The 24924-nt window shown below is 64.3% G+C and carries 18 protein-coding genes and 1 tRNA gene; 6 read left to right on the top strand and 13 right to left on the bottom strand.

Annotated elements, in window-relative coordinates; all coding sequences use genetic code 11:
* Window positions 1-14 precede the first annotated feature (14 nt).
* Window positions 15-1898, top strand: a complete 1884-nt coding sequence (locus XaFJ1_RS05780; RefSeq protein ID WP_012915729.1) for a DEAD/DEAH box helicase — start codon at window positions 15-17, stop codon at window positions 1896-1898.
* A 172-nt stretch (window positions 1899-2070) separates the two neighbouring features.
* Here XaFJ1_RS05780 and ispG read toward each other — a convergent pair whose 3' ends face one another.
* Window positions 2071-3336, bottom strand: coding sequence for a flavodoxin-dependent (E)-4-hydroxy-3-methylbut-2-enyl-diphosphate synthase (gene ispG, locus XaFJ1_RS05775; RefSeq protein WP_012915728.1), 1266 nt, complete (start codon window positions 3334-3336; stop codon window positions 2071-2073).
* Between the two features lie 125 nt (window positions 3337-3461).
* Here ispG and XaFJ1_RS05770 point away from each other — a divergent pair, with 125 nt between their 5' ends.
* The 3 genes from XaFJ1_RS05770 to XaFJ1_RS05760 all read left to right on the top strand — a co-directional run bounded on the left by XaFJ1_RS05770 (window position 3462) and on the right by XaFJ1_RS05760 (window position 7132).
* Window positions 3462-4685, top strand: a complete 1224-nt coding sequence (locus XaFJ1_RS05770; protein WP_045756795.1) for an ATP-binding protein — start codon at window positions 3462-3464, stop codon at window positions 4683-4685.
* Window positions 4682-5242 carry a response regulator transcription factor gene (locus XaFJ1_RS05765; protein WP_012915726.1) on the top strand — a complete coding sequence of 187 codons (561 nt, stop codon included), beginning with the start codon at window positions 4682-4684 and terminating at the stop codon, window positions 5240-5242. The genes XaFJ1_RS05770 and XaFJ1_RS05765 overlap by 4 nt, the downstream gene beginning before the upstream one ends.
* A gap of 102 nt (window positions 5243-5344) precedes the next feature.
* Window positions 5345-7132 (top strand): putative bifunctional diguanylate cyclase/phosphodiesterase, encoded by a 1788-nt coding sequence (locus XaFJ1_RS05760; RefSeq protein WP_012915725.1) that lies wholly within the window; start codon window positions 5345-5347, stop codon window positions 7130-7132.
* A gap of 34 nt (window positions 7133-7166) precedes the next feature.
* Here the strand turns inward: XaFJ1_RS05760 and XaFJ1_RS05755 are convergent, their stop codons facing one another.
* The 8 genes from XaFJ1_RS05755 to pcnB all read right to left on the bottom strand — a co-directional run bounded on the left by XaFJ1_RS05755 (window position 7167) and on the right by pcnB (window position 17548).
* Window positions 7167-8729 carry a sodium/sugar symporter gene (locus XaFJ1_RS05755; protein WP_012915724.1) on the bottom strand — a complete coding sequence of 521 codons (1563 nt, stop codon included), beginning with the start codon at window positions 8727-8729 and terminating at the stop codon, window positions 7167-7169.
* A 190-nt stretch (window positions 8730-8919) separates the two neighbouring features.
* Window positions 8920-11517, bottom strand: coding sequence for a glycoside hydrolase family 3 protein (locus XaFJ1_RS05750; RefSeq protein ID WP_425509568.1), 2598 nt, complete (start codon window positions 11515-11517; stop codon window positions 8920-8922).
* 433 nt (window positions 11518-11950) lie between these two features.
* Window positions 11951-13465 (bottom strand): glucose-6-phosphate isomerase, encoded by a 1515-nt coding sequence (gene pgi / locus XaFJ1_RS05745; RefSeq protein ID WP_012915722.1) that lies wholly within the window; start codon window positions 13463-13465, stop codon window positions 11951-11953.
* Entirely contained in the window at window positions 13462-13842 is a 381-nt protein-coding gene (panD, locus tag XaFJ1_RS05740; RefSeq protein WP_012915721.1) for an aspartate 1-decarboxylase, read from the bottom strand. The genes pgi and panD overlap by 4 nt, the downstream gene beginning before the upstream one ends.
* Before the next feature lie 95 nt (window positions 13843-13937).
* Entirely contained in the window at window positions 13938-14777 is an 840-nt protein-coding gene (gene panC, locus XaFJ1_RS05735) for a pantoate--beta-alanine ligase (protein WP_012915720.1), read from the bottom strand.
* Window positions 14774-15592 carry a 3-methyl-2-oxobutanoate hydroxymethyltransferase gene (panB, locus tag XaFJ1_RS05730; RefSeq protein WP_012915719.1) on the bottom strand — a complete coding sequence of 273 codons (819 nt, stop codon included), beginning with the start codon at window positions 15590-15592 and terminating at the stop codon, window positions 14774-14776. The genes panC and panB overlap by 4 nt, the downstream gene beginning before the upstream one ends.
* Before the next feature lie 31 nt (window positions 15593-15623).
* The gene (folK, locus tag XaFJ1_RS05725) at window positions 15624-16133 is read right to left on the bottom strand and encodes a 2-amino-4-hydroxy-6-hydroxymethyldihydropteridine diphosphokinase (protein ID WP_045756793.1); all 510 of its coding nucleotides are present in this window, start codon (window positions 16131-16133) and stop codon (window positions 15624-15626) included.
* Entirely contained in the window at window positions 16130-17548 is a 1419-nt protein-coding gene (gene pcnB / locus XaFJ1_RS05720; RefSeq protein WP_080928195.1) for a polynucleotide adenylyltransferase PcnB, read from the bottom strand. The genes folK and pcnB overlap by 4 nt, the downstream gene beginning before the upstream one ends.
* A 29-nt stretch (window positions 17549-17577) precedes the next feature.
* On the opposite strand from pcnB, the gene XaFJ1_RS05715 reads away from it, so the two are divergent.
* Window positions 17578-17652 (top strand) — tRNA-Glu (locus XaFJ1_RS05715).
* Between the two features lie 101 nt (window positions 17653-17753).
* Here XaFJ1_RS05715 and folE2 read toward each other — a convergent pair.
* Together folE2 and XaFJ1_RS05705 are read right to left on the bottom strand one after the other, a co-directional pair.
* Window positions 17754-18677, bottom strand: coding sequence for a GTP cyclohydrolase FolE2 (folE2, locus tag XaFJ1_RS05710; RefSeq protein ID WP_187388441.1), 924 nt, complete (start codon window positions 18675-18677; stop codon window positions 17754-17756).
* A 63-nt stretch (window positions 18678-18740) separates the two neighbouring features.
* Window positions 18741-19934: an N-acetylmuramoyl-L-alanine amidase gene (locus XaFJ1_RS05705; protein ID WP_012915715.1), complete on the bottom strand. Its 1194-nt coding sequence runs from the start codon at window positions 19932-19934 to the stop codon at window positions 18741-18743.
* 257 nt (window positions 19935-20191) lie between these two features.
* On the opposite strand from XaFJ1_RS05705, the gene XaFJ1_RS05700 reads away from it, so the two are divergent.
* On the top strand, window positions 20192-21970 hold the full coding sequence (locus XaFJ1_RS05700; protein ID WP_012915714.1) for a S53 family peptidase: 1779 nt from the start codon (window positions 20192-20194) through the stop codon (window positions 21968-21970).
* Window positions 21971-22044: 74 nt separating this feature from the next.
* On the opposite strand, the gene XaFJ1_RS05695 is transcribed toward XaFJ1_RS05700, so the two are convergent.
* Together XaFJ1_RS05695 and xylA are read right to left on the bottom strand one after the other, a co-directional pair.
* Window positions 22045-23472 (bottom strand): sugar porter family MFS transporter, encoded by a 1428-nt coding sequence (locus XaFJ1_RS05695; protein ID WP_012915713.1) that lies wholly within the window; start codon window positions 23470-23472, stop codon window positions 22045-22047.
* Window positions 23473-23565: 93 nt separating this feature from the next.
* Entirely contained in the window at window positions 23566-24906 is a 1341-nt protein-coding gene (gene xylA, locus XaFJ1_RS05690; protein WP_012914629.1) for a xylose isomerase, read from the bottom strand.
* Between the last annotated feature and the right edge of the window lie 18 nt (window positions 24907-24924).

Here is a 24924-nt window from a genome sequence, read left to right as displayed (position 1 = left end):
AGGGGGAAGCGACGATGGCCGAACTACTCCCCAGCTTTTCCTCGTGTTCGGCGCGGATGGAACCCGGCGAACGACGCCTCGCACAACGCCTTGCGGAGAAGCTAGACACCGAGGCTGTGTGCTGGTACGAGGCGTCGCTCGGCCCCCTGCAACGGTCTCCCGATTTTATCGTTCTACATCCACAGCAAGGCCTTCTGGTTCTGGAAGTCAAGGACTGGACATTGGGATCGTTTGAGCGGATCGACCCCGACAAGGTCGTCCTGAAAACCGAACGCGGCCCCAACGTCATCGCCAACCCGCTACGTCAGGCGCGCGAGTGCGCCCGTGAACTGTGCAAACTGCTGCAACACGACCCGGCACTGCGCCATCCCGACAACACCCCACGCGCCGGCAAGCTGCTCATACCCTGGGGATGGGGCGTGGTCCTGAGCAATATCACCCGCCGCCAGTTCGATGAGGCGCAGTTGCAGCGCGTCATTCCCTCGGCCAGCGTGCTGTGCAGCGACGAGATGAGCCAATCGGTCGACCCCGAAGCTTTCCGTAAACGGCTCTGGGGCATGTTCACGGTGCAGTTTGCCTGCAAACTATCGCCTGCCCAGATCGACCGCATCCGTTGGCATCTGTTTCCCGAACTGCGCATTCCGGTTCAAGCCGGCATGTTCGACAGCACGCCGGAAACACCTTCGCTGCTTGCCGAAATCCCGGACCTGATCAAGATCATGGATTTGCAGCAGGAACAACTGGCGCGCTCGCTGGGCGATGGGCATCGCGTCATCCACGGCGTTGCTGGTTCGGGCAAGACCATGATCCTTGGCTATCGTTGCGTGGAACTGGCACGCCGTCATGTCAAGCCCGTGCTCGTGCTGTGCTACAACAAGACCCTGGCCGGACGGCTGCGGCAGATCGTCGCGGACACGAATGTGCACGACCGGATCGTGGTGGCACACTTCCACGGCTGGTGCCGCCTGCAATTGGACACCTTCAAGGTGCTGCGTCCCGCGGCAGACACTGCAACTGCACAGGCCGCCGCGGACGCACTGGTGCAATGCGTGATCGATGGCCTCCATGCCAACGCCATTCCGCGCGGCCAGTACGCCGCCGTGCTAATCGACGAAGGACACGATTTCCAACCCGAATGGTTCCAGTTGATCGTGCAAATGGTCGATCCGGACACCAACTCGCTGCTCGTGCTCTACGACGACGCGCAGTCACTTTATGAGAATGGACGCAAACGCAAGTTCACCTTCGCCAGTGTCGGCATCCAGGCCCAGGGGCGCACGACCATCCTGCGCCTGAACTACCGCAACTCCCTCGAAGTGCTGGCGACAGCCAAAGCGTTCGCCCGCGAGTTGCTCGAAAACCACGACACGGATGAAGACCACGTCCCGGTCATCGCACCAGAGAGCGCAGGACGTCGTGGGCCACTGCCACAACTACTGCGTTGTCGGAACATCTGGGACGAGGCCGGGCACATCGCCGCGCACATCAGCAATGCCATCGACAAAGGCGTAGGCATCGACGATTTTGCGGTACTTTGCCGTAGCAGACAGCTGGCGAAATTGATCGCCGAGCGCCTGCTACAGGCGCAGATCCCGGTCGCACTTGCCGACGAGGGCAGCAAATGCAACCTGTTCGAGGGCACACCGCGCGTGAAAGTGATGACGATGCATTCGAGTAAGGGGCTCGAATTCGACACCGTGTTCATTCCCGGCATCTGCGAAATAGGCCAGCACGGGCCGGATGACGAACAACGCAGGCAATTGGATGCAAAACTTCTTTATGTCGCGATGACCCGCGCGCTTGGAAAACTGGTGATGCTGCACCATGGCGAAGGCGAGTTCGCGCACAAGATCAGCCTGGCATTGGATCAGGTACGCGAGCGCCTGCAGGCTGCCTAACCCCACGTAGGCACAATGCGACCATCACCGCACAAATAGCATCTCAACGGACGCGACCGGCACACGCCGATCATGCACACTGCATTGGTCTAGAACCGTGTGCTGCAGAACGCGGAACCAGATGAACGTGTGCCGCCAACGACACGGACTGGCGGCGTTCCCGACAGGGGATTCACCCAACCCGACGCACATAGGTACGCTCGACGTAATCGTCGATCAACGCAACGAACTCGTGGGCGATGTTCTCGCCACGCAAGGTGACGGTTTTTTCTCCATCGATGAACACCGGCGCCGCCGGCGCCTCGCCGGTACCGGGCAGGGAGATGCCGATGTTGGCATGACGCGACTCGCCCGGCCCATTGACCACGCAGCCCATCACCGCCAGGGTCATGTTCTCCGCGCCGGGATGCTGAATCTTCCACTCAGGCATCTTTGCACGCACATGGTTCTGCACCACTTTGGCTAGTTCCTGGAAGAACTCGGAAGTGGTACGGCCGCAACCTGGGCAGGCGGTGACCAGCGGGGTGAAGGCACGCTGACCGGTGGTCTGCAGCAGCTCCTGGGCGACAATCACCTCCTGCGTGCGCGACTGTCCCGGCTCCGGAGTCAACGAGATGCGGATGGTGTCGCCGATGCCTTCCTGCAACAAGACTGCCAGTGCCGCGCTGGACGCCACGATGCCCTTGCTGCCGATGCCGGCCTCGGTCAGGCCCAGGTGCAGAGCAAAATCCGAACGCTGCGCCAGGTCGCGATACACCGCGATCAACTCCTGCACCCCGCTGACCTTGCAGCTGAGCACGATGCGGTCGCGGCCCATGCCCAGCTCCACGGCGCGCTCGGCCGAATCCAGCGCCGAACGGATCAGCGCCTCGCGCAGCACCCGCGCAGCATCCCAGGGCACCGCGCGGCGCGAGTTCTCGTCCATCAGTTGCGTCGCCAACGCCTGGTCGAGCGAACCCCAGTTGGCGCCGATGCGCACCGGCTTGTCGTACTTCAACGCAAATTCGATCAACTGCGCGAATTGGGTGTCCTTCTTTTTGCCGAAGCCGACATTGCCGGGGTTGATCCGATACTTGGCCAAGGCCTGCGCGCAGGCAGGCTCAGCGGCCAACAACTGGTGACCGTTGTAGTGAAAGTCGCCGATCAACGGCACCTCGATGCCCATCATCCGCAGCTTGTCGACGATACGCGGGATCGCCGCGGCCGATTCGGGATTGTTGACCGTCAACCGCACCAGCTCCGAACCGGCGCGCCACAACTCCGCCACCTGCTTGACCGAGGCGGCCACGTCGGCGGTGTCGGTATTGGTCATCGACTGCACCACGACCGGCGCGCCAGCGCCCATGGTGACGCCGCCGATGCGGACCGGTTGGGTCAGGCGGCGCGGGCCGGGCGCGGCGTCGGCGGAAGGGGCGGAACGGCTGACAGGGTCGGACATGCCGACATTTTAGCCTGCAAGGCGGAGGCCGCCCCACTCCCAAGATGCCGGCGATTCAGCGAAACGGCGCGTACCGCAACCGGTAATCACAAGACGCACCGCTCCCGGCGCATACGATGCATGACATGGACTCCACCGACGCTTCCTTCCTACGCACCCTGTGCAGCCTGCGCTGGCTGGCCACCGCCGGGCAGGCAGCGACGATCCTCCTGGCGACCTGGCCGATGCGCTTGCTGTTGCCGCAAGCGCCGTTGTGGGCCGGCGTTGCCGTACTGGCGCTGTTCAACCTGTATGCGCAGTTGCGCCTGCGCCATACCGCCGCGGCCACGCCGGCCACGGCATTTGGCCACATTTTGGTGGATATCACCGTACTGACCTGGATGGTCGGCTGGAGCGGGGGCATCGGCAACGCCTTCGGCTCCCTGTTCCTGGTGTTGATCGCACTGGCGGCACTGGCCTTGCCGCTGCGCTGGGCCTTGGCGGTGGCACTGGCCTGTATGAGCGGCTACGCGGTCAGCGCGCTGTTCGGGCTGCCACTGCCGCGCGGTCCGTATCAGGTGCTGGACCTACAGCGCTGGGGAATGGCAGCCAACTTCCTGCTGTCCACCGTGGTGGTGCTGGTGTTTTCCACCCGTCTGGCGATGGCCATGCGCGCACGCGAACGCGAACTGGCGCTGTTGCGTGAGCGCTTTACCCGCAACGAGGGCATCGTGGCCCTGGCCACCCATGCCGCCTCGGTCGCGCACGAATTGAACACGCCGCTGGCGACCATGACCCTGCTCGCCGACGATATCGCCGAGCAGAGCATGCAGCCGGAACTACGCGAGGATCTGGACACGCTGCGGCAACTGCTGGTGCAGTGCCGAGAGCGGGTGCTGGCACTGGCTGCACCGGCTCAACGGGCAGGCGGGGGGATGGTCTCGCTGGCGCACGTCCTGCATCAATGGCAACTGGTGCGGCCGACCGTGCAACTGCACCGCAACGACGATGCGCCTTTACAACTGCGCATGGAAAGCGCAATCGGCCACTTGTTGCAAGTGCTACTGAACAATGCCGCCGACGCCGGCGAACGCACCGGTCAGCCACAAGTGGACCTGAACGTACACGTCACCGGCAGCGAATTGATCGGCGAGGTGCGCGATTATGGCGGCGGCTTCGACGCCAAGCAGGTCGGGCTGCCTGCCACCCTGTTCCGTAGCGGCAAGCCCGACAGCATGGGCGTCGGCTTGGCGCTGTCGCATGCGACCATCGAGCGCCTGGGCGGGGAACTGTGGACACAGCCCGCGCACGGTCACGGTACCCGGGTCGGATTTCGTCTGCCGCTGCTCGCTCTGGAGACCTCCGCATGACCACCGACACCCCACTAGGCCTACTGGTCGACGACGATCCGTTGTATCTGCGCACCCTGCAACGCACCCTGGCCCGCCGCGGCCTGGAAACCCTCACGGCCGAGAGTAGTGTTATGGCATTGATGCTGGCCGCAGCCAGCCCCCCGGATTACGCGCTGATCGACCTCAAGCTCGGCGACGAATCCGGCCTGGCACTGATTCAGCCGTTGCGCGCGATTCGCTCCGACATGCGCATTCTGCTGGTCACCGGTTACGCCAGCATCGCCACTGCGGTGGAAGCGATCAAGCTCGGCGCCGACGACTATCTGCCCAAACCGGCGACCGTGCCGATGATCCTGCGCGCGCTCGGCCTGGAGGCAGAGGACAACGAGGACGACGACGACGTACCTGACGCGATGACCCCGCTCAGCCGCTTGCAATGGGAACACATCCAGCAGGCCATGCACGAAACCGGCGGTAACGTCTCCGCCGCCGCACGCCTGCTCGGCATGCACCGGCGCTCGTTGCAACGCAAACTCGCCAAGCGCCCCAGCCCCAATCGTGATCCCCCCCGCTAAACCGTGCGGTCCGCATCGGCGCTTCAGCGCCTTGCATGAACGCTGCGCCTCCTACCCGTCCATCGTTCCTCAAGCCCTCTCCCCCAAGGCCGCTAAATCAGCATGTCCATCTTCCCTCCCCCCACGCTGCTGGACGAACCAACACGACTGAATGTCCTGCAGCAACTCTGCCTGCTGGACACCCCGGCGGACCTCGTCTTCGACCTGATCACGCAATTGGCCGCGCGTCACCTGAAGGTGCCGATCGCGATGGTGTCGCTGGTCGACGAGCGGCGCCAGTGGTTCAAGTCCAAAATCGGTGTGGACACCGCAGAAACCCCGCGCAGCCAGGCGTTCTGCGCATACACGATCCAGAGTACAGAACTGCTGGTGGTCCTCGACGCCCGCGAGGATCCGCGTTTTCGCGACAGCGCGCTGGTGACCGGGCCGCCATTCGTGCGTTTTTATGCCGGGGCCCCCCTATTGATGGCCGACGGCGCCAATCTGGGCGCGTTGTGCGTGGTCGACACCGAACCGCGCCAGGACTTCGACGAGTCGTCGCGTAAGACCCTGGAAGACCTGCGCGACATCCTGATGATCCGCATCGACGCCCTGCGCAACGCCGGATTCATCGACCCGCTCACCCAACTGCCCAACCGCCTGCGTTTCAACGAAGACCTGACCATGTGGCTCTCACTGCAAGGCACGCAGCAGCACAACACCGCCGTGGCAGTGGACGTGTGCGGAACCAAGTACTTCCGCGAGATGGTCAAGGCGCTGGGATGGGAATACGCCGAAGGTTACCTGCTGTCCTCACGCGACCGGCTGGTGCAGGCACTGGATGGGATACCGCTCTATCGCATCGACACCACCACGTTCGTGTTCGTGATCGAAGGCAGCGACGAGGACAAGCTGGCGCAATGGTGCGATCGAGTCTGCGACGCCTTCACCTTGGCGATCGAACACCAGGGTATCCCGCACGTGGCCACCCCCTCGCTCGGCGCGGTCTACCTGGACGGCGGATTGAGCGCCAACCATACCCTGCGCTCACTGACGACCGCCGTGGATATGGCACGCCAGCGCGGCCTGCGCTGGAGCCTGTACGAACTCAGCCATGACGCCAACCAGCGCAGCGCATTCCGGATCCTGGCCGCGCTTCCGGAAGCGCTGAGCGCACACGGCCAACTGAGCCTGCACTACCAACCGCGAGTAAGCATGCACAGCGGTGCCTGCACCGGAGTGGAAGCGCTGCTGCGTTGGGAGCATCCGCTGCTGGGGGCGGTCGCGCCCAATAATTTCATTCCACTGGCAGAGAAGACCGCGCTGATGCCGCAGATCACCGCCTGGGTGCTGCAAACCGGCATCGCCCAGGCCGCGCTGTGGCAACAGCGTGGACATCGCTTCGCCGTGTCGTTGAACGTGTCGGCAGTGGATCTGGAGCAAGCGGATTTCATCACCAACCTGCGTAGCCTGCTGGCACAGCACGCACTTGCACCGGGCGCCATCGAAATCGAGTTCACCGAAAGCGCGATGATCCGCCATCCGCAACGGGTCGCCGAACAACTGCAACAAATCAGCGCACTCGGGGTGAAAATCGCCATCGACGACTTCGGCACCGGCTACAGCAACCTCGGTTACCTCAAAAGCATCCCCGCCCACGCCCTGAAGATCGACCAATCGTTCATCCGCACATTGCCCGCGAGCCGCAGCGACAGCGTGCTGGTACCAGCGATGATCCGTCTCGGCCACGACTTCGGCCAGCAGGTCGTGGCCGAGGGCATCGAGAGCGAAACCGTGTACCAGATGCTGCGCGACTGGGGCTGCGACGAAGGCCAGGGTTACTGGATCGCAAAGCCAATGTCGGCCGCCGCGCTGGACGCGTGGCTGGCAACACCCTGGCACGGCGCGTGAGCGCGCCGCGCCACCGCCCCTCGCCGGACAGCACTCACCAGAACACCGCGTAGAGCGCAATCAGAATCGCGATTACCACCGTGGCGCCGAGCTTGAAGCCGAGCGCGGTGGCATAGCGTACGTCGTCGGTGCGGATCAAGTCTCGCGCTGGCGCCTGGGGAGTCAGTAGCGACACCAGCACCGCCGACAGCAGCGACAGCACGAACACCAATCCGATGCGGTCCATAAACGGCAGTTCCGGCCACAGTTTTTTCAACACGACCGACAGCAGGACAGAACCGACCGCCGCGCTCAGCGCGCCTGCCTCGTTGGCACGCTTCCAGAACAAGCCCAGCATGAAGATCACCACCACGCCGGGGGTAAAAAAGCCGGTGAACTCCTGGATGAACTGGAAACCCTGGTCGAAATTACCCAACAGCGGGCGCGCGGCAAGAATACCGATCAACACCGACGACACGGCGGCAACCCGGCCAACGCGCACCAAGCGTTTCTGGTCGGCTTGCGGGCGGAGCTTGGCGTAGAAGTCCAACGTGAAGATGGTCGCCACCGAATTGATCTTCGATGCCAGCGAGGCCACGATCGCCGCCACCAACGCGGCGAACACCAGGCCGAGCATGCCGCTGGGCAACAGTTGCATCATGGTCGGATAGGCTTGGTCGGGTTTAGCCAGAGCCGGCGCCAGCACCACCGCGGCGATACCCGGCACCACCACCACCGCCGGCATCAACAGCTTCAAGAAGGCGGCGAACACGATGCCTTTCTGCGCTTGGCCGATGTTCTGGGCAGCCAATGCGCGCTGGATGATGTACTGATTGAAGCCCCAGTAGCTGATGTTCATCACCCACAGTCCGCCGAACAGCACGCTCAAGCCCGGCAGATCCTTGTAGAAGGGATTGTCCCTGGACAGGATCATGTGGAAGTGCTCCGGATGCGCGCTCCATAGATGCTTGAAGCCGGCCAGCACGCCGGCACCATCGCCGATACGCGACAGGGTCAGCCCGGCGACCAGCAAACCGCCCAGCACCAGCAAGGTGACCTGCACGATGTCGGTCAGCGCCACCGCCTTGAGGCCACCGTACAACTGATAGACAAGAGCGAACACACCGATCAAAGCCAGCGCCAGAGTCTGGTCCATGCCGGTAACCTGGCTCACCGCGATCGATCCCAACCACAGGATCGAGGTCAGGTTGACGAACACGTACAGCAGCAGCCAGAACACCGCCATCAGCGTGCGGATCCACTTGCCGTAGCGTTGTTCCAGGAACTGCGGCATGGTATAGATGCCATTGCGCAAAAACACCGGCAGGAAGAACTTGCCGACGATCAACAAGGTCAGCGCCGCCATCCATTCGTAGGAAGCGATTGCCAGGCCGATCGCATAGCCGGAGCCGGCCATGCCGATGATCTGCTCGGCAGAAATGTTCGCTGCTATCAGCGAAGCGCCAATCGCCCACCACGGCAAGGTCTTGCCCGCCAGGAAGTAATCCTCGGCACTCTTGCGATGCCCGGCTTTCTCCCGCGACACCCACTGCGCAAGCACGAAGATGCCCGCCAGGTACACCAGCACGATCGCTACATCCAACCTCGCCAAACCCATGGCGTTCTCCTACGAGCCTCGGCCCTGTCGCATCGTTGAGTACGACACCGCCCGCACGGGCAGCGCTCCTGACTATCACGCCTTTCTCACCCTGTGCGGCAGCATCGCACGCGGTGAACATCATCGGCGATGCGGCAATGTTCGCATCCGGCGAGGTTGAGCACCCACGCCAGCGCCACAGATCCGCCAATCAACGCAACGGACAATCGAGCATGCGCTGCGCGTCGTTGCTGGAACCCAGCGCAATTCGCGAGACCGAAAGATCCAATGCGGCATCGCTCTCGATCACGGGAAGCCGCTCGAGTTTGGCGAGGTCCGCACCGACGACCGCGAAGCACTTCAGCGGTACTCCCAGCGTGTGCCATTCGCCCTTGGGCCACGCGGCCAACGCCTTGCCCCATGGCACCTGTGCCGCGCAACCATGACCACAATTCACACCGATGCTAGTGGCGCCAGCCGGCGGCGCATCCACTTTCATGGTAAGAATCAATTGCAGATCGCCATTGCTCTCACGCGAGACATCCAGCGGCCTGGGCAGCACCAGCGCCAACGCGGCCTTACCCTTGCCCGACCAGACGAAGCGACGTGCGTCCTCCTGCGCCTTGTAGTCGATCGCGGTGACCTTCAGCGCGCCGTCGGCCAGCGCCACCGGCACAGTCGCTGCCGGCAGATTGGCCTGCGTACCACCTTGCAGGATCAGGTTGATGCCCGCCGCGGGCTTGCCGCGTTCGAAGTACACCCCGCCCACCGCCTGCGCGCCGGACACGCCGGAAACTTCGGAAAGACGGTTCAGATCGCCCTTGTCGGCATAAGTCAGGCCCTCACCGAATGCGAACTGCGGGTTATAGTTTTTCTGCCCGACATTGTTGGCGTACTGCACCGCCGAACGCGGCCAGGAATAGCTGAGCTTGCCGTGGAAATCGTACTGAAGCTGCCCATCGGGTTTGCGCAGCAGCACATCGGCAATGCCGCCACCTTCCGATCCCGGCAACCAGGCAGCGACGAACGCATCGGCGGCGTTGATCTCGCGGTTCACCCACAACGGACGTCCGCTCAGGAACACCGCCACGACCGGAATACCATCGGCTTTGAGCTTTTTGATCAGTTGCAGATCGCTGTCGTCGCCGGGTTTGTACAGCAGCGTGGCGATGTCGCCCTGGAACTCGGCGTAGGGATTTTCGCCAAACACCACCACCGCCACATCAGGCTTATTCGTATACTTGCCGTCGATCGCCAACTCGGCGCTGCCACCGGCAGCCTGGATCTGTTCCCGCAGCCCCTCCCAGATGGTCGTGGCATGCGGATAGTCGGCGCGCTTGGTGCCGGTGCCCTGCCAGTTCAGGGTCCAACCGCCGCATTGCTTACCCATGTCGTTGGCGCCATCGCCAACGACCAGGAGCCGAGTCTGCGGCTTGAGCGGTAGCAGGTGGTTCTGGTTCTTCAAGAGCACCAGCGACTCGCGTACCGCCTGACGCGCCACTGCACGATGCGCGGGCGCGCCGAGCAGTTCGAACTTGCCGCCGAGCGGGCGCTGCGACGGCTTGCCGGCCTCGAACAGGCCCAGCCGCAGCTTCACCCGCAAAATCCGCCGCACCGCATCATCCAGCCGCGCCATCGGAATCTCGCCGGACTTCACCGCCTTCAGCGCACTTTCGTAATACCCCTTCCAACTATCTGGCGCCATCAGCATGTCCACGCCGGCGTTGAACGCCGCCGGACAATCGTCGTTGCGACAACCGGGAACCTGACCATGGCCGTTCCAGTCGCCGACCACGAACCCACCGAAATGCATCTGCCCCTTCAGCACGTCGGTCAGCATCACCTTGTTGCCGTGCATCTTGACGCCGTTGAAACTATTGAACGAGGCCATAACCGACTGCGCGCCAGCGGCAATCGCCGGTGGATAGCCCGCACCGTGGATGTCGCGCAACTGCAGCTCGCTGACCCGGGTATCGCCCTGATCCTTGCCGTCGGTGGTGCCGCCATCGCCGAGGAAATGCTTCACCGAGGAGATCACGTGGCTGCCATCGAGGAAACCCGGCTGGCCAGGCACGCCTTGCAAACCCTCGACCATCTTGCCGGCAAAACTGGACACCACCTCCGGCGATTCCGAATAGCCCTCGTAGGTGCGGCCCCAGCGGTCGTCCTGCGGCACCGCCACGGTCGGCGCGAAGGTCCACTCCATGCCGGTGGTGCGGGTCTCGGCGGCGGTGACTTCGCCGATCTTGCGTATCAGCTCCGGGTCGCGGGTGGCGCCAAGACCGATGTTGTGCGGGAACAGCGTGGCGCCGACGATGTTGCTCTGCCCGTGCACGGCATCGATTCCGAAGATGATCGGGATCGCCGGGCCGGAACCGGTCTTTTCCATCGACGCGGTGTAATACGCATCGGCCAACGCCAGCCACTGCGCAGGACTGGCGTCGTATTTGCCACCGGGATCGGAATTACCGCCGGCCAGCACCGAGCCGATGTGATATTTGCGCACATCCTCCGGGGTCATGCTGGCGATATCGCCCTGCACGATCTGCCCGACCTTCTGCTCCAGCGTCATCTGCGCCATCAGCTTGGTCAGGCGCGCCTCCAGTGCCGGGTCTTCCGGCAACGGCCAGGCCGGCGACGGCCACAGCGCCGGATGGATCGCCGGTGTAGCGGCGGTCATAGCCGGTGCCGGAACAGCGGCCGAAGAACGTCCAGCCGCCACAGCCCCCAGGGCCAGCAGCCCCAACCCAGCGGCAACGGCCAACGCATGACGAAACGGCGCGATCGCGCCAGCAAGCTGTGTATCCAAGCAACTCCCTCCCAGGAACGGCGAACGCATGCCAGACAACGGCCGCCTCGCCCACCGCGATGCGCGACCGACGCCTACGCTTCCCGAATCGCCCCGAGGCTGTCAACCACGCCACGCGATATGCCGTGGTTGTCGATGGATATCGACTGACGCTATAGCGATGAAATATCCGCTTTGGCTGTTCTGCACCGCCTTCGCATGCGCGGCGGCGGTGGCAGCACCCGCGACACTCCCGTGGGTTTTGTTGCGTCGCAATATGGACGAATTTGTAGACTGCGCGCGTGCGCGATGCAGCCTGGCGCGAAGCGTGGACAGGACGGGGTCAAGAAAGCAGCCCGACCGGCCACGCAGGACGACGCCTGCTGCGGCATCGCCTGTACGGCATGCTGCGAACCACGCGGGGCCAGAAGACCCCGTGTGCATGCCGTGATACTCAGCCGCGCAAGCGCGCCAGCACCGCGCGTGTCACCGGGTCGGCGACCTCGGTGGCTTTGCCCTGCAACGCCGGCAACAACTGGCTGGCCAACTGCTTGCCCAGTTCCACGCCGAACTGATCGAACGCGTTGATTCCCCAGATCACCGATTGCACGTACACGCTGTGCTCGTACATCGCGATCAACGCACCCAATGCCTGCGGCGTCAACGCATCGAGCAAAATCAGCGTGCTCGGACGGCCACCGGGGTAGTCGCGGGCCGGATCGTCGCTGCCCTGCCCGTTGGCCAGCGCCTCGGTCTGCGCCAGCAGGTTGGCCAGCAAGGCCTGGTGGTTGACGGTATACGGGTCGTCGCTGCGCACGCAGCCGATGAAGTCGGCCGGCACGATGCTGGTGCCCTGATGCAGCGCCTGGAAGAAGCTGTGCTGCACATCGGTCCCCGCACCACCCCACCACACCGGCACGGTGTCGGACTGGACCGGAGTGCCGTCCAGACGCACGCGCTTGCCCAGGCTCTCCATCACCAACTGCTGCAGATACGCCGGCAACAATGCCAGACGCTGGTCGTAGGTCATCACCGCCTGCGTCGCATGACCGAGCACGTTGCGGTTCCACAGCGTGGTCAAGGCATGCAGCACCGCCACGTTCTGCTGCAACGGCGCGTTCAAGGCGTGATCGTCGAACTGCGCCGCGCCGGCCAGCAATTGCTCGAACGCATCGGCGCCGATCGCCAGCGCGATGGGGAAACCAACCGCCGACCACAACGAATAGCGGCCGCCGACCCAATCCCACATCGGCAGCACGCGTCCGGCGGCGATGTCGAACGCCTTGGCCGCACGCTCAGGATTGGCGCTGACCGCGAACAGGCGCTCGCTGCCACCGAGCCAATCACGCAGGATTTGCCCGTTGAGCAGGGTTTCCTGCGTGCCGAAGGTCTTGGAAATCAGCACACCGGCGGTACGCGCCGGATCCAGCGTGGCAAGCGTGCGCTGCATCGCCGCGCCGTCCACGTTGGACACGAAATGCACACGGAAGCGCGCGCCGCTGACCGGACGCAACGCATCGGCGACCAGACGCGGCCCCAGGTCGGAACCGCCGATGCCGACGCTGACGATGTCGGTGACCTCGGTCTGGGCCAACGCGGCAATCAGCGCACGCATGCGCTGCTGCACCTCGCGCGCGCTGGCGTGCGCCTGGCTGGCCACCGCCGCATCGGTGAGATCGCCGCGCAAGGCCGTGTGCAACGCGGCGCGGCCCTCGGTGACATTGACCGTTTCGCCGCGGAACAGGCGCTGGAACGCACCGGCGACATCGTGCTCGGCGGCCAGCGCCAACAACGCCTCCAGCGCCGCGCGGTCGTATTTTTGCCGGGCGAAATTGAAATACAGCGGCCCGACCTGCATCGCCAAGGTATCGGCACGGCCGGGTTCGGCCGCGAGCAGTTCGGGAAGGCGCGCCCCGCGCAGGCGCTGGGCGTGGGAGAGCAGTGCGTCGAAACCGGTGGACTGTGTCATACGGCCTGCTTTGGAATGCTGTGGTTGGTGTGAGTAATCGCGTTGTTGCCGTCCACGTACACCAGAGTCGGCTGGAAGCGCGCGGCCTCTTCCTCGCTCATGCTGGCGAAGGCAGCGATGATGACGAGATCGCCGACCTGCACATGGCGTGCCGCGCCACCGTTGAGCGAGATGATGCCACTACCCTCGTCGGCACGGATCGCGTAGGTGCTCAGGCGCGCGCCGTTGGTGACGTCCCAGATATGCACCTGCTCGAACTCGCGAATCCCGGTGGCATCCAGCAGCAGTCCGTCGATCGCGACCGATCCTTCGTAGTTGAGTTCGGAATGGGTGACGGTGGCGCGATGGATCTTGGTTTTCAACAGGCTCAGTTGCATGCGGACGGCACTGCGGTCAGGAAAGGCGTGCAGTTTAGCAGTCGAGGGGTGCGGCGGCGTCCGCTCCTCGCCGCAGTAGCCTGGCGGCCAACGGCTCAGAACTCCAGGTTGTCGATCAACCGGGTCCGCCCCAGGCGCGCGGCGATCAGCGCCACGCGCGGGCCGGCCCGATCCTGCGGTTCGCTCAGGTCGGGCCGGCGCAGCACCGTGTAATCCACCTCGAAACCAACCGCCTGCAACTGCGCGGCCGCCGCCGCCTCCACCTGCGCGCGCGCAAGCCCGGCCAGATGGGCCTCGCGCATCGCCTGCAGGGTGCGGTGGATGTGCGCCGCGCGCGGCCGCTCCTCGGCGGACAGATACTGGTTACGCGAGCTCATCGCCAGGCCGTCGGCATCGCGCACGATGGCCCCGCCGATGATCTGGATCGGGAATGCGAGGTCGGCGACCATCTGCCGGATCACCGCCAGTTGTTGATAATCCTTTTTGCCGAACACGGCCAAGTCAGGCTGCACCTGATTGAACAGACGCGCGACCACCGTGCAGACGCCATCGAAATGACCGGGACGGCACGCGCCTTCCAGCACCTCGCTCACACCCGGGGTATGCATACGCAAGGCCAGCTCCACGCCCAAGGGATACATGCTCTCCACGGTCGGCAGCCACAGTACGTCGCAACCGGCTTGGTACAGCCCGCTGGTGTCGGCCTCGGGCGTGCGCGGGTAGCGGGTGAAGTCCTCGTTTGGCCCGAACTGAGTCGGATTGACGAACACGCTGGACACCACGCGGTCGGCCTGCTGCCGGGCCAAGGTCACCAGCGAGAAATGCCCCGGGTGCAGATTGCCCATGGTCGGGACAAAGGCCACGCGCAGGCCCTGCCGCTTCCAATCACTGACGACCGCTCGCAAGCTCGCCAGTTCGGTGATGGTCTGGATCATTGGGCGTAGGCGTGTTCGGCGTCGGGGAAAGTCCCGGCGCGTACCGCCTCGGCATACGCGCGCGCCGCACCGGCGACAGAGCCACCTTCGGCCAGGAAATCCTTGACGAAGCGCGGACGGCGGTGACCGCTGTCCAGACCGAGAAAGTCGTGCATCACCAACACCTGGCCGTCGCACCCGGGGCCGGCGCCGATACCGATCGTGGGAATGGTCAGCTCGGCGGTGATGCGTGCGGCCAGCGGCGACGGCACGCATTCCAGCACCACCAGCGCGGCGCCGGCGGCGGCCACGGCGTTGGCATCCTCGCGCAGCTTGGCGGCGGCGGCGGCCTCGCGGCCCTGCACCTTGTAGCCGCCGAAGGTCAACACCGATTGCGGGGTCAGCCCCAGATGCGCGCAGACCGGGATATCGCGTTCGCTGAGGAAACGGATCACCTCGAGCTTGTAACCGGCACCTTCCAACTTGACCATTTCCGCGCCGGCCTGCAACAGCCGTGTCGCCGCATCCAAGGCACGTTCGGGCGTGGCATCGGACTGGAACGGCAGGTCGGCGACCAGCAGCGCCCGTTGCAACACCCGCGCCACCGCCGCGGTGTGGTAGGCGATATCGTCCACACTGACAGGAAGGGTCGAATCGTGGCCCTGCACCACCATGCCCAGCGAATCGCCGATCAGGATCATGTCCACGCCACTGGCGTCGAACACGCGGGCGAAGCCGGCATCGTAGGCCGTCAACATCACCAGCTTCTGCTGGCGGCGCTTGGCATCGGCCAGGGCGGGAACGGTCCAGGGCTTGCTGTCGGCGTGGCTGCTCATAAGCTCATGTGCGGCGGTAATGAGCCGACCATTATCTACCGATTGGCACGATTGCGCTGGTGTCGATGCGCTCGCATGCTTCGCGCACCGTGCCATGGCCGGGAATCGTCGCCCCGGCAGCGATCTCGGCCAGCGGCAGCAGCGCGAAACCACGCGCGTGCAGGAACGGATGCGGCACCTGCAGCCCAGGAAGGTCGATCACCGCCTCAGCGTACAGCAACAGATCCAAGTCCAGGGTACGCGGCCCCCAGCGCTCGGCCGGATGGCGCTGCCGGCCATGCCGGGTTTCCAACGCAAGCAGAGCCTGCAATAACGCCGAAGCCGATAGCCCGGTTGACACCAGCGCGGCGGCATTGATGAAATCCGGCTGCGCCTGATTGCCCCAGGCTGGGCTTCGGTACAACTGCGAGGCACATAGCAGGCGCGTTTGCGGCAGCGTGTCCAATGCGGCCAATCCCGCGCGTAGTGTCGCCACAGCGTCGCCGAGGTTGCCACCTAAGCCAATGCAGGCATGGACAGGGGCAACGGCACCCGCGCTCACTCGACGGGAGCGGCGGCATCCGGACGCCGCCGACGACGCCGACGGCGCTTGGGAGTTTCTTCGCTATCGGCCGGTGGTGCCAAGGGCAGTTCGTCGCCGACATAGTCGATCTCCGGATCGAAGCCGCGCGGTGGCGGCGCGTAACCCGGCTGTTGTTGCAGTTCGCGCCAATACGCGATATCGGCAGCGTGCTCGTCGGAAGCGGATTGGCGCACGATCAGAAAATCGAACGCGGCACGGAAACGCGGGTGCGACAGCGTCCGCATCACCCGCTTGCGCTGACGCGAGCTGAAACGCGATTGCAACAACCAGATTTCCTGCATCGGCAGCGAAAAGCGCCGCGGCAGCGCCACGGTCCCCAATTGATGCAAGGTCACCCGGTCGGCGGCACGGCGCTGGGCCTCTTCCGTCTGCATGCCTTGCTTTTGCAGGGTCATCAGCGCGCGGCAGTAGGCTGGCCACAATAGCAACGCGAACAAGAACGCCGGCGACACCGGTTCGTCGTTAGCAACCCGCGTATCGGTGTTGCGAAGACCATCGATCAACATCCGTCGTAACGCACCACTGCGGTTGGAATGCAGCGCCGCTGTACTTTCCGGAAACAGCGCGGCAAGCAAGCCGTGCCGCTCCAGTCCTTCGAAGCTAGCCACGCCGTGGCCGGACAGAAACAGCTTGAGTACCTCCTCGAACAGCCGCGCTGGCGCCGCTTCGGCCAGTAACCCCGCCAGACGCGGGATCGGTTCGGCGGTACCGGCATCGATCTGGAAACCGAGCTTGGCCGCCAGCCGCACCGCGCGCAACATACGCACCGGATCCTCGCGATAGCGCTGCTCGGGATCGCCGATCAACTTCATCAGCCGCGCCTGCACGTCCTCGAAGCCACCGGTGTAGTCGCGCACCGAGAAATCCTCGATGGCGTAATACAAGGCATTGCAGGTGAAATCGCGGCGGAGCGCGTCGTCCTCGATGCTGCCGTAAACGTTGTCGCGAACCAAACGACCATTGTCGAGCTCGCGGTCGCCGCTGCCGTCGTCGACATTTGCGCGGAAGGTAGCGACCTCGATGATTTCGCGGCCATAGACCACGTGCGCCAGACGGAAGCGCCGCCCGATCAAACGGCAGTTGCGAAAAAGCTGCTTGACCTGCTCGGGGGTGGCGTCGGTGGCGACATCGAAATCCTTTGGCTGCCACTGGACCAGCAAATCGCGGACCGCGCCGCCAACCAGATAGGCGCCGAAACCGGCTTCGCGCAACCTATACAGCACGCGCAGAGCGTTGGGGCTGATGTCCTTGCGCGAGATCGTGTGCTGATCGCGGGGGATCACGCACGGGGTGAACGGCGGTGGAACTGGCGGATTGATGATGGCGCTTCCGTATCGGGTTGCAGGATTGCCGAAGGGCGGCGTGGCCCATATACTAGCGCGCTGCAATCGCGCGACCAAACGCTCCCTTCGTCTAGTGGTTAGGACATGGCCCTCTCAAGGCTAAAACAGGGGTTCGAGCCCCCTAGGGAGCGCCATTTTCGCCTGCTCTGCCGCGGATGCGTCAAAAGAAAACCCCGCCTCGGCGGGGTTTTGCGTCTACGCGGTCGGCATCTGCCGAACTTGCCGGTTCACTGGATCAGCGCATCGCCTCGACAGGTCTGCTCGACGTCAGCGCGGCCTCGGCCACCGCATCGTGCGCATGCAGGCTCTCCAGATGACGGACCTGCACCTGTACCTCCGCATGGCGTGCGCCCAGCGCCTGCTGCAAGCGCCGAGCGGCATCCTCCACGTACATCAGGTTGGCGCCATTGCGGCGGGCGAACTCCTGTTCGTCGGCACGCCGCACCGCCGCCTGTACCGGCGTGGCCAGCGCCTGCTCGACCAGGTCGATCAGGGCCTCCACGTCAAAGCCCAAGGCAAGTGTGGAGACGCCGACCTGCACCGCCGCCACACTCCGCTGACTGTGCGGGGTGGCGTAACTACCATACTGTGCGAGCCAGTCGGCAACCGCCTCGCGCGACAGCAAAACCTGCTCGGCATGATCGCGCAAGAACGCCTCGCTGAGCAGCTGCCGCGCCAGCGCCGCAGAACACGGACAGGTGGAGGAATACAACACCTCCACGCCCAACGTGATGCGAACCATCCCCTGGCAAAACTCCGAATCGATCCGCAGCGGATACGCCTTCCACCCGGCCAAGCCTTCGCTACGCAGGGCCGGACTACGTCGCAGCAGGCTGCTACGCAACGACAGCCGCGCGGCTGTGGAAGCGCAGTCGGCATGGCTATCGACCATCTCGCGCAGCAGCTGTGCCAACCGCGACGGGGTCAGCGGCTGCTGCGCATGCGCATCCAGCAAACGGTATAGGCGCGACATGTGGATGCCCTTGGCCTGGGTCGATGGCAGATCGACGTACAGCGCAGCCAGCGCGGCCAGCGGTGCGCTGCTCTGGCCTTCGTCAAAGCGAATCGGCATGGCAATGCCATCCATGCCCACCCAGCGCAGCGGCGCGGCGATCGCAGAAGGTTCGTCGGTGGCGACATCGGGCAACGGCAAGCGGATCGGCAGGTTCATCGGTTCTTGGCAGTTTGGAAAAAAGGAGCCATCGGCAACAGCGGCAGCGGCTCAGGCATGCAATGGGAAAGCCTGGAAATAGTCGTCGATCCCCAGGTGCAACGATTGCGCCAATTCGTCCTGATGACGATCCGTGATCAAGCGCCTGCAATCATCCTGGTTGCTCATGAAGCCGGTTTCGACCAGCAGCGACGGGATGTCCGGTGACTTGAGCACGGCGAAACCGGCCTGTCCGACTTCGTCTTGGTGCAGACGAGTCACCTGTTGCAGGCGCCCGAGCATGGTCTTGCCGAACTGCAGGCTGGACGCGATGGTGCCACTCATCGACAGATCCACCAACACCTTGGACAGCACCGGGTCCTTCTGCCGTAGATAACGTTCGGCGGCACTGGCATAGCGGTCGGCACTGTTCTCGCTGTCGGCGATCCAGCGCGCCAGCGCGGAACTGGAGCCATTCTCCGACAGGGCGTAGACCGAGGCTCCCTGGGCGCTGCGATTGGGGGCGGCGTCGGCATGGATGGATACGAACAGATCGGCATTGCGCTGATGCGCAATCACCACCCGCTCGTGCAACGGCACGAAACGGTCGTCGCTGCGGATCAGCGTCGGTCGGTAGCGTGGATCGGCCTGCAACGCCTGGTACAGGCGCCCCGCCACGCCCATCGCCACATGCTTCTCGTAGCGCGCATCGGCACTGACCGCACCCGGATCCTTGCCGCCGTGGCCGGCGTCGATAGCAACCACGCGTGGCCGCGAGGTCACGACGATGGCGCTACGCGGCGGCGGCGCAACCGTAGCGGCTGCCTGCGCTGCCGTATCGGCGACGGTGTCCGCCGCGGAAGAAGCCGGCCCTAGATCCAGCAACAATTGCGCAGGGGTATCGGGTGCGGTCGCGTCCCAGTGCGCATGGGTCGCCACCGGCTGGCGCAGGTCCAATACCAGGCGCAGGCCATTGTGCTGCCTACCACTCCGGATTGCAGCGACCACACTGTCCTGTGCCGACATCGCGATCGGCGGCGGCATCGCATCGACACCAGCCAGATCGACGACCAATCGTTCCGGTGCAGACAGCGCGAACACGCGGTAGTCCACGACAGCATCCAGTTGCAGACGCAGTTGCAGACGCCCCGACGCGGTTTCCAGCACGCAAGCCGATACCCGCGGCACCGCGGCGCGCGCGAACCCCGGCATCCACAGCATCGCCGCGCCCGCGCCGGCCAAGCCCAGCCACTCACGGCGATTCATACCAGACCTGGGCATAGCATGGGTTCAACGTAGACGAATACGACACACGCAACGCAACGAGCAGGCACGAAGGCAACCCATTATTTTATAATTGTTATAAAGTAACATAAATACATGCCGCTGTCTTTGTGACTATGTTGGATGCAGCTCATCCGCCATCATCACAAAATTCTACGGGGTCGTAGACAAGTTCGCACTGACATCGAATCGTATTACATGCGTGACTGAAGCTGTCTTTCCCACAGCGAGTCACGCCCATGCATCTCCCCGCATTTCGTAGAACCCTGCTGGCCATCGCACTGTGCAGCAGCATTGCCAACGCTGCTGCCATGCCTGGCAACGACTGGGTCGCCACCGCGACCGCCAGCCAAGTAGTCGCCGGTCATCCCATCGCGCAACCGAACCAGTCACTGACGTCGGCGCCATTGGACGCCACTTTGGAGATCAGTATCCTGCTGCACCCCACAGACCAGGCGGCGCTGCAACGGGCCACCGCAGCACTGACTGCGCAGGTCGTGAGCGATCCCACACTGCGCGCACGAGTAAAAGCCCTCGCGATGCCGAACGTCACCGACGTACAACGGGTCAAGGACTATCTGCTAGGCAAGGGCATCAGCGACGTCCGCGTGGCCGGCAACGGCAGGCTGCTGCAGGCCAAGGCGAGCGTAGCCGCGATCCAAACCGCGTTCGACACCGCGATCCGCAGCTACACCGATAACGGCCAGCGTTACTACGTCAACGATGGGGCGGCCAAGGTGCCGGCCGCGTTGGCCGGCAGTGTGGCCGGCGTACTCGGTTTGGACAACATACGCAACGCGGCGACGCCGAAGATCACCACACAGCAGGCCATGCAGACCATCGCATCGACGCAAGCGGCAACGCAGGCGACGCCGGACCTAGTGCCGGTGACGCACCAGGTGGAAGACCTGCCCATCCTGTACGACGCTGCCAGCCTGCCGGCGGCGACCAGCACCACCGCAGCGATCATCGCGGTCGGTAACATGGGCGAGACCTTGCGGCACCTGGCCAGCTTCCAGGCGCAGCACAACCTGCACACGATGGTGCGCGTGGTGCAGACCGGCGATCCTGCCTCGCCCGGCTACCGACCGACCGGCTCCCTCTCGGCCGACATCGAGTGGGATATTGACACCCAGTTGCTGCTCGGCACGTCCGGCGGACTGAAAACGCTGATCATTTACAACGTGCCAGACTTTTCCTGGAAGAGCATCATCGACGGCATGCAGCGCGCGGCCGACGACGACCAGGCGCGGGTAATCAGCGTCTCGATCTATGGTTCGGAAGCACAGGTCTATCAGGACACCTTGCAGGCGGTGAATACGGCGCTGAACCAGGCGGTGAGCAATGGCCAGAACTTCGTGTTCTCCAGCGGCGACGACGGCGTCTATATGCCGCTGAGCTCCACTTCCACTCCGCCCTACTATCCGGACCTAACGAACCATCCGGAACAGCGCGAAGTCGCCTTCCCAGCCTCCAGCCCGTACGTGATCGCGGTCGGCGCAACCGAGCTGCGCACCCCGGCCGGCGCCCCCACCACGTATGGCGAGGAGGTAGTCTGGAACGCTCATCGCAACTACGGCATCACCCAGGGCGGGCTCAGCAAGATGTACAGAGCACCGAGCTGGCAGAAGCGCGTAATCCCGAACATGGTCGCCAATGGCTACCGCGCGGTGCCCGACGTCAGCTTCAACGGCTCGGGCGACAGCAGTGCATATGTTCTGCAGACTGGCAACACCTACGGGACCGAGGTCAGCACCTATGCCTACGGGACCAGCGCCGCGGCGCCAACCTTCGCCGGCCTGCTCGCACGGGTCCTGCAAGTCAATGGCAACCGGGTGGGCTTCGTCGGCCCGGCGTTGTATGACTATGCCAAGAACGCGAACAGCAAGTACGACGTCCTGATCGGCGACAACGGCATGTATCGCGACGGCTACAGCGCCGGCCCGGGTTGGGACTATGCGTCCGGCTGGGGCAGCGTGGACATGCTCGCCTTTAGCCGCTACCTGCAGTCGCATTGAGTCGGACGCGGCGCGCACGATACGCGCGCCGCTCCCGGTGACGCCGGCGCGCCTCGCACGCGCCGGCACCGGGGTCAGCCCTGCATCTGCTCCAGTTCCTTACCCTTGGTTTCGTACACGTACTTGAGCACGAAGAACACCGACAGCAACGCGGCAACGGTGTAGATGCCGTAGGCGCCGGCCAAGCCGATGCTGCCAAGCAGAACCGGGAAGGTCACGGTGATCGCGAAGTTGGACGTCCATTGCGCGGCACCGGCCACCGCCAGGCCCGAGCCACGGATCTGGTTGGGGAACATCTCGCCCAGCATCACCCACATCACCGGTCCCCAGGACATGTTGAAGAAGACCACGTAGACATTGGCCGCAACCAGCGCCAACCGGCCCATGCCCGGCGACATCGCCAGCTTCCCAGCCGCATCCAGCGAGGCACTGGCGAAGGCGATGGTGACCAACGCCAACGCCAACGCCATGCCTGCCGAACCGATCCACAGCAGCGGCTTGCGCCCGATCTTATCGATCAACACGACGGTGATCAGGCAGGCGCCGATACTCAGCGCGCCGGACAGCACGTTGATCAGCAGTGCGTCGCTCTCGGAAAAACCCACCGCCTGCCACAGCACCGCGCCGTAGTAGAACACCACATTGATACCGACCAACTGCTGGAAAGTCGCCAGACCGATGCCGACCCACACGATCGGCCGGATCTTGCCGGTGACCTGGCTGATCAGGTCCGACAGCCGCGGCTTGTGCAGGTCGGCCGACAACGAAGCGGAGATCTCGGTCAGCTTGGTCTGCGCCGTACTGGCGCCATACAGCCGCGTCAGCACAGTCAAAGCTTGCTCGCGGCGGCCCTTCACCACCAGAAAGCGCGGGCTTTCCGGAATCACCAGCAACAGCAGCAGAAAGGCCGCCGATGGCAGCGCCTGCATCCAGAACATCCAACGCCACGCCGGCTGCTCCAGCCACAGCGCCTGGGTAGAAACGCCAGCGGCCTTGGCCAACAGGTAATTACTGAGAAAAGCGCAGAACAGACCGCCGATGATGGCGATCTGCTGCACGGTGGCCAGACGCCCGCGGTAGCGCGCCGAAGCGACCTCGGCGATATAGGCCGGCGACATCACACTGGCCGCCCCGACGGCGAAGCCGCCCATCATCCGCGCGCACACGAACAGCAGCGAGTTATGCGCCGCACCGGCCCCCAACGCCGACAACAGGAACAGCGCCGCGGAGACGATCAACACCGTGCGCCGCCCCCAGCGATCGGCCAACGAGCCGGCGAGGAACGCGCCAACCGCGCAGCCAAGCAGCATCGAGGCGACCTCGAAACCGGTACCGGCGGAACTGGACTGGAACGTCTGCCTTAGGCCGTCGACGGTGCCGTTGATGACACCGCTATCGAAGCCAAACAGAAAGCCGCCGATGGTGGCAACGCAACTGATCAGGATGATGAGGCGGGTGTTCTCGCCCGCGTCGGCGTGGCGATCGATCGAAACACTGGACATGGATTCACCTGATGGCATGCAAGAAGGAGACAGCCGGCGCGGGGAAAACAGCATGACGCTGCGGCGGCGCACCGGCCACCGCAGCACACCGCATCAGCGCAGCAGATACTGGTTGATCAGGTTCTCGTAGGCTTCCTGGCGGCCACTGCGTTGCGTCGGTTCGCCGACCTTGCCCGCATGCGCGGCCAGCTCCGCCAGCGTGCTCTTGCCCGCCGCGAAGGCCGCCCCCGCACCGCTGTCGAAACTCGCGTAGCGCGCCTTGCGCCACTGTTCCAGCGGCGAGGACGTCAGCAGCGCGTGCGCCACTTCCAGCCCGCGCGCGAACGCGTCCATCCCGCCGATGTGCGCCACGAACAGGTCCTGCGGATCGGAGGATTCGCGCCGCACCTTCGCATCGAAGTTCAACCCGCCCGGCGCTAGGCCGCCCTGCCGCAGCACCACCAGCATCGCCCCCACCGTGTCGTACAGATCCACCGGGAACTGGTCGGTGTCCCAGCCGTTCTGCGGATTGCCGCGGTTGGCGTCGATGCTGCCCAGCAGGCCCGCATCGCTGGCCACCTGCAGATCGTGCTCGAAACTGTGCCCGGACAACGTGGCGTGGTTGGCCTCGATGTTGAGCTTGAAATCCTGATCCAGCCCGTGCTGGCGCAGAAAACCCACCACCGTGGCGCTGTCGAAATCGTACTGGTGCTTCATCGGCTCCATCGGCTTGGGCTCGATCAGGAAATTGCCCTTGAAGCCGATGCTGCGTCCGTAGTCGCGCGCCAGAGTGAGGAAGCGCGCCAAATGCTCCTGCTCGCGCCGCATCTGCGTGTTGTGCAGGCACGCATAGCCCTCGCGACCGCCCCAGAACACGTAGTTCTCCCCGCCCAAGGCCACCGTCGCTTCCAACGCCGCCTTGACCTGCACCGCCGCGCGCGCCACCACGTCGAAATCCGGGTTGGTCGCCGCGCCGTTCATATAGCGCGGATGCGAGAACAGGTTGGCCGTGCCCCACAGCAACTTGATGCCGGTGTCGGCCTGGCGCTGCTTGGCAATACCGACCATGTGCTGCAGGTTCTTCTCGTACTGGCCGATGGCCTCCGCGTCCGGGGCCAGATCCACATCGTGGAAGCAGTAATACGGCACGCCGAGTTTGGTGAAAAATTCGAATGCCGCATCGGCCTTGGCCTCGGCCCGCGCCAGTGCGTCGCTACCGGCATCCCACGGATAGGCGCGCGTGCCCGGACCGAACGGATCGGCGCCGTTGCCGCAGAAACTGTGCCAATACGCCACGGCAAAACGCAGGTGCTCAGCCATGGATTTGCCGCCGAGTTGCTTATCGGCGTCGTAGACCTTGAACGCCAGCGGGTTGTCCGAGGCTTTGCCTTCGAACGGAATGCGGCCGATGCCCGGAAAATATTCCTTGGCGCCGATATAGACGGAATTGCTCATTACAAAGTCCTGATAGGC

This window comes from Xanthomonas albilineans (assembly GCF_009931595.1).
Classification (GTDB): Bacteria; Pseudomonadota; Gammaproteobacteria; order Xanthomonadales; family Xanthomonadaceae; genus Xanthomonas_A; species Xanthomonas_A albilineans.
The sequence above is the reverse complement of the archived record's forward strand: the minus strand, read 5'-3'. Positions and strand labels throughout refer to the sequence as shown.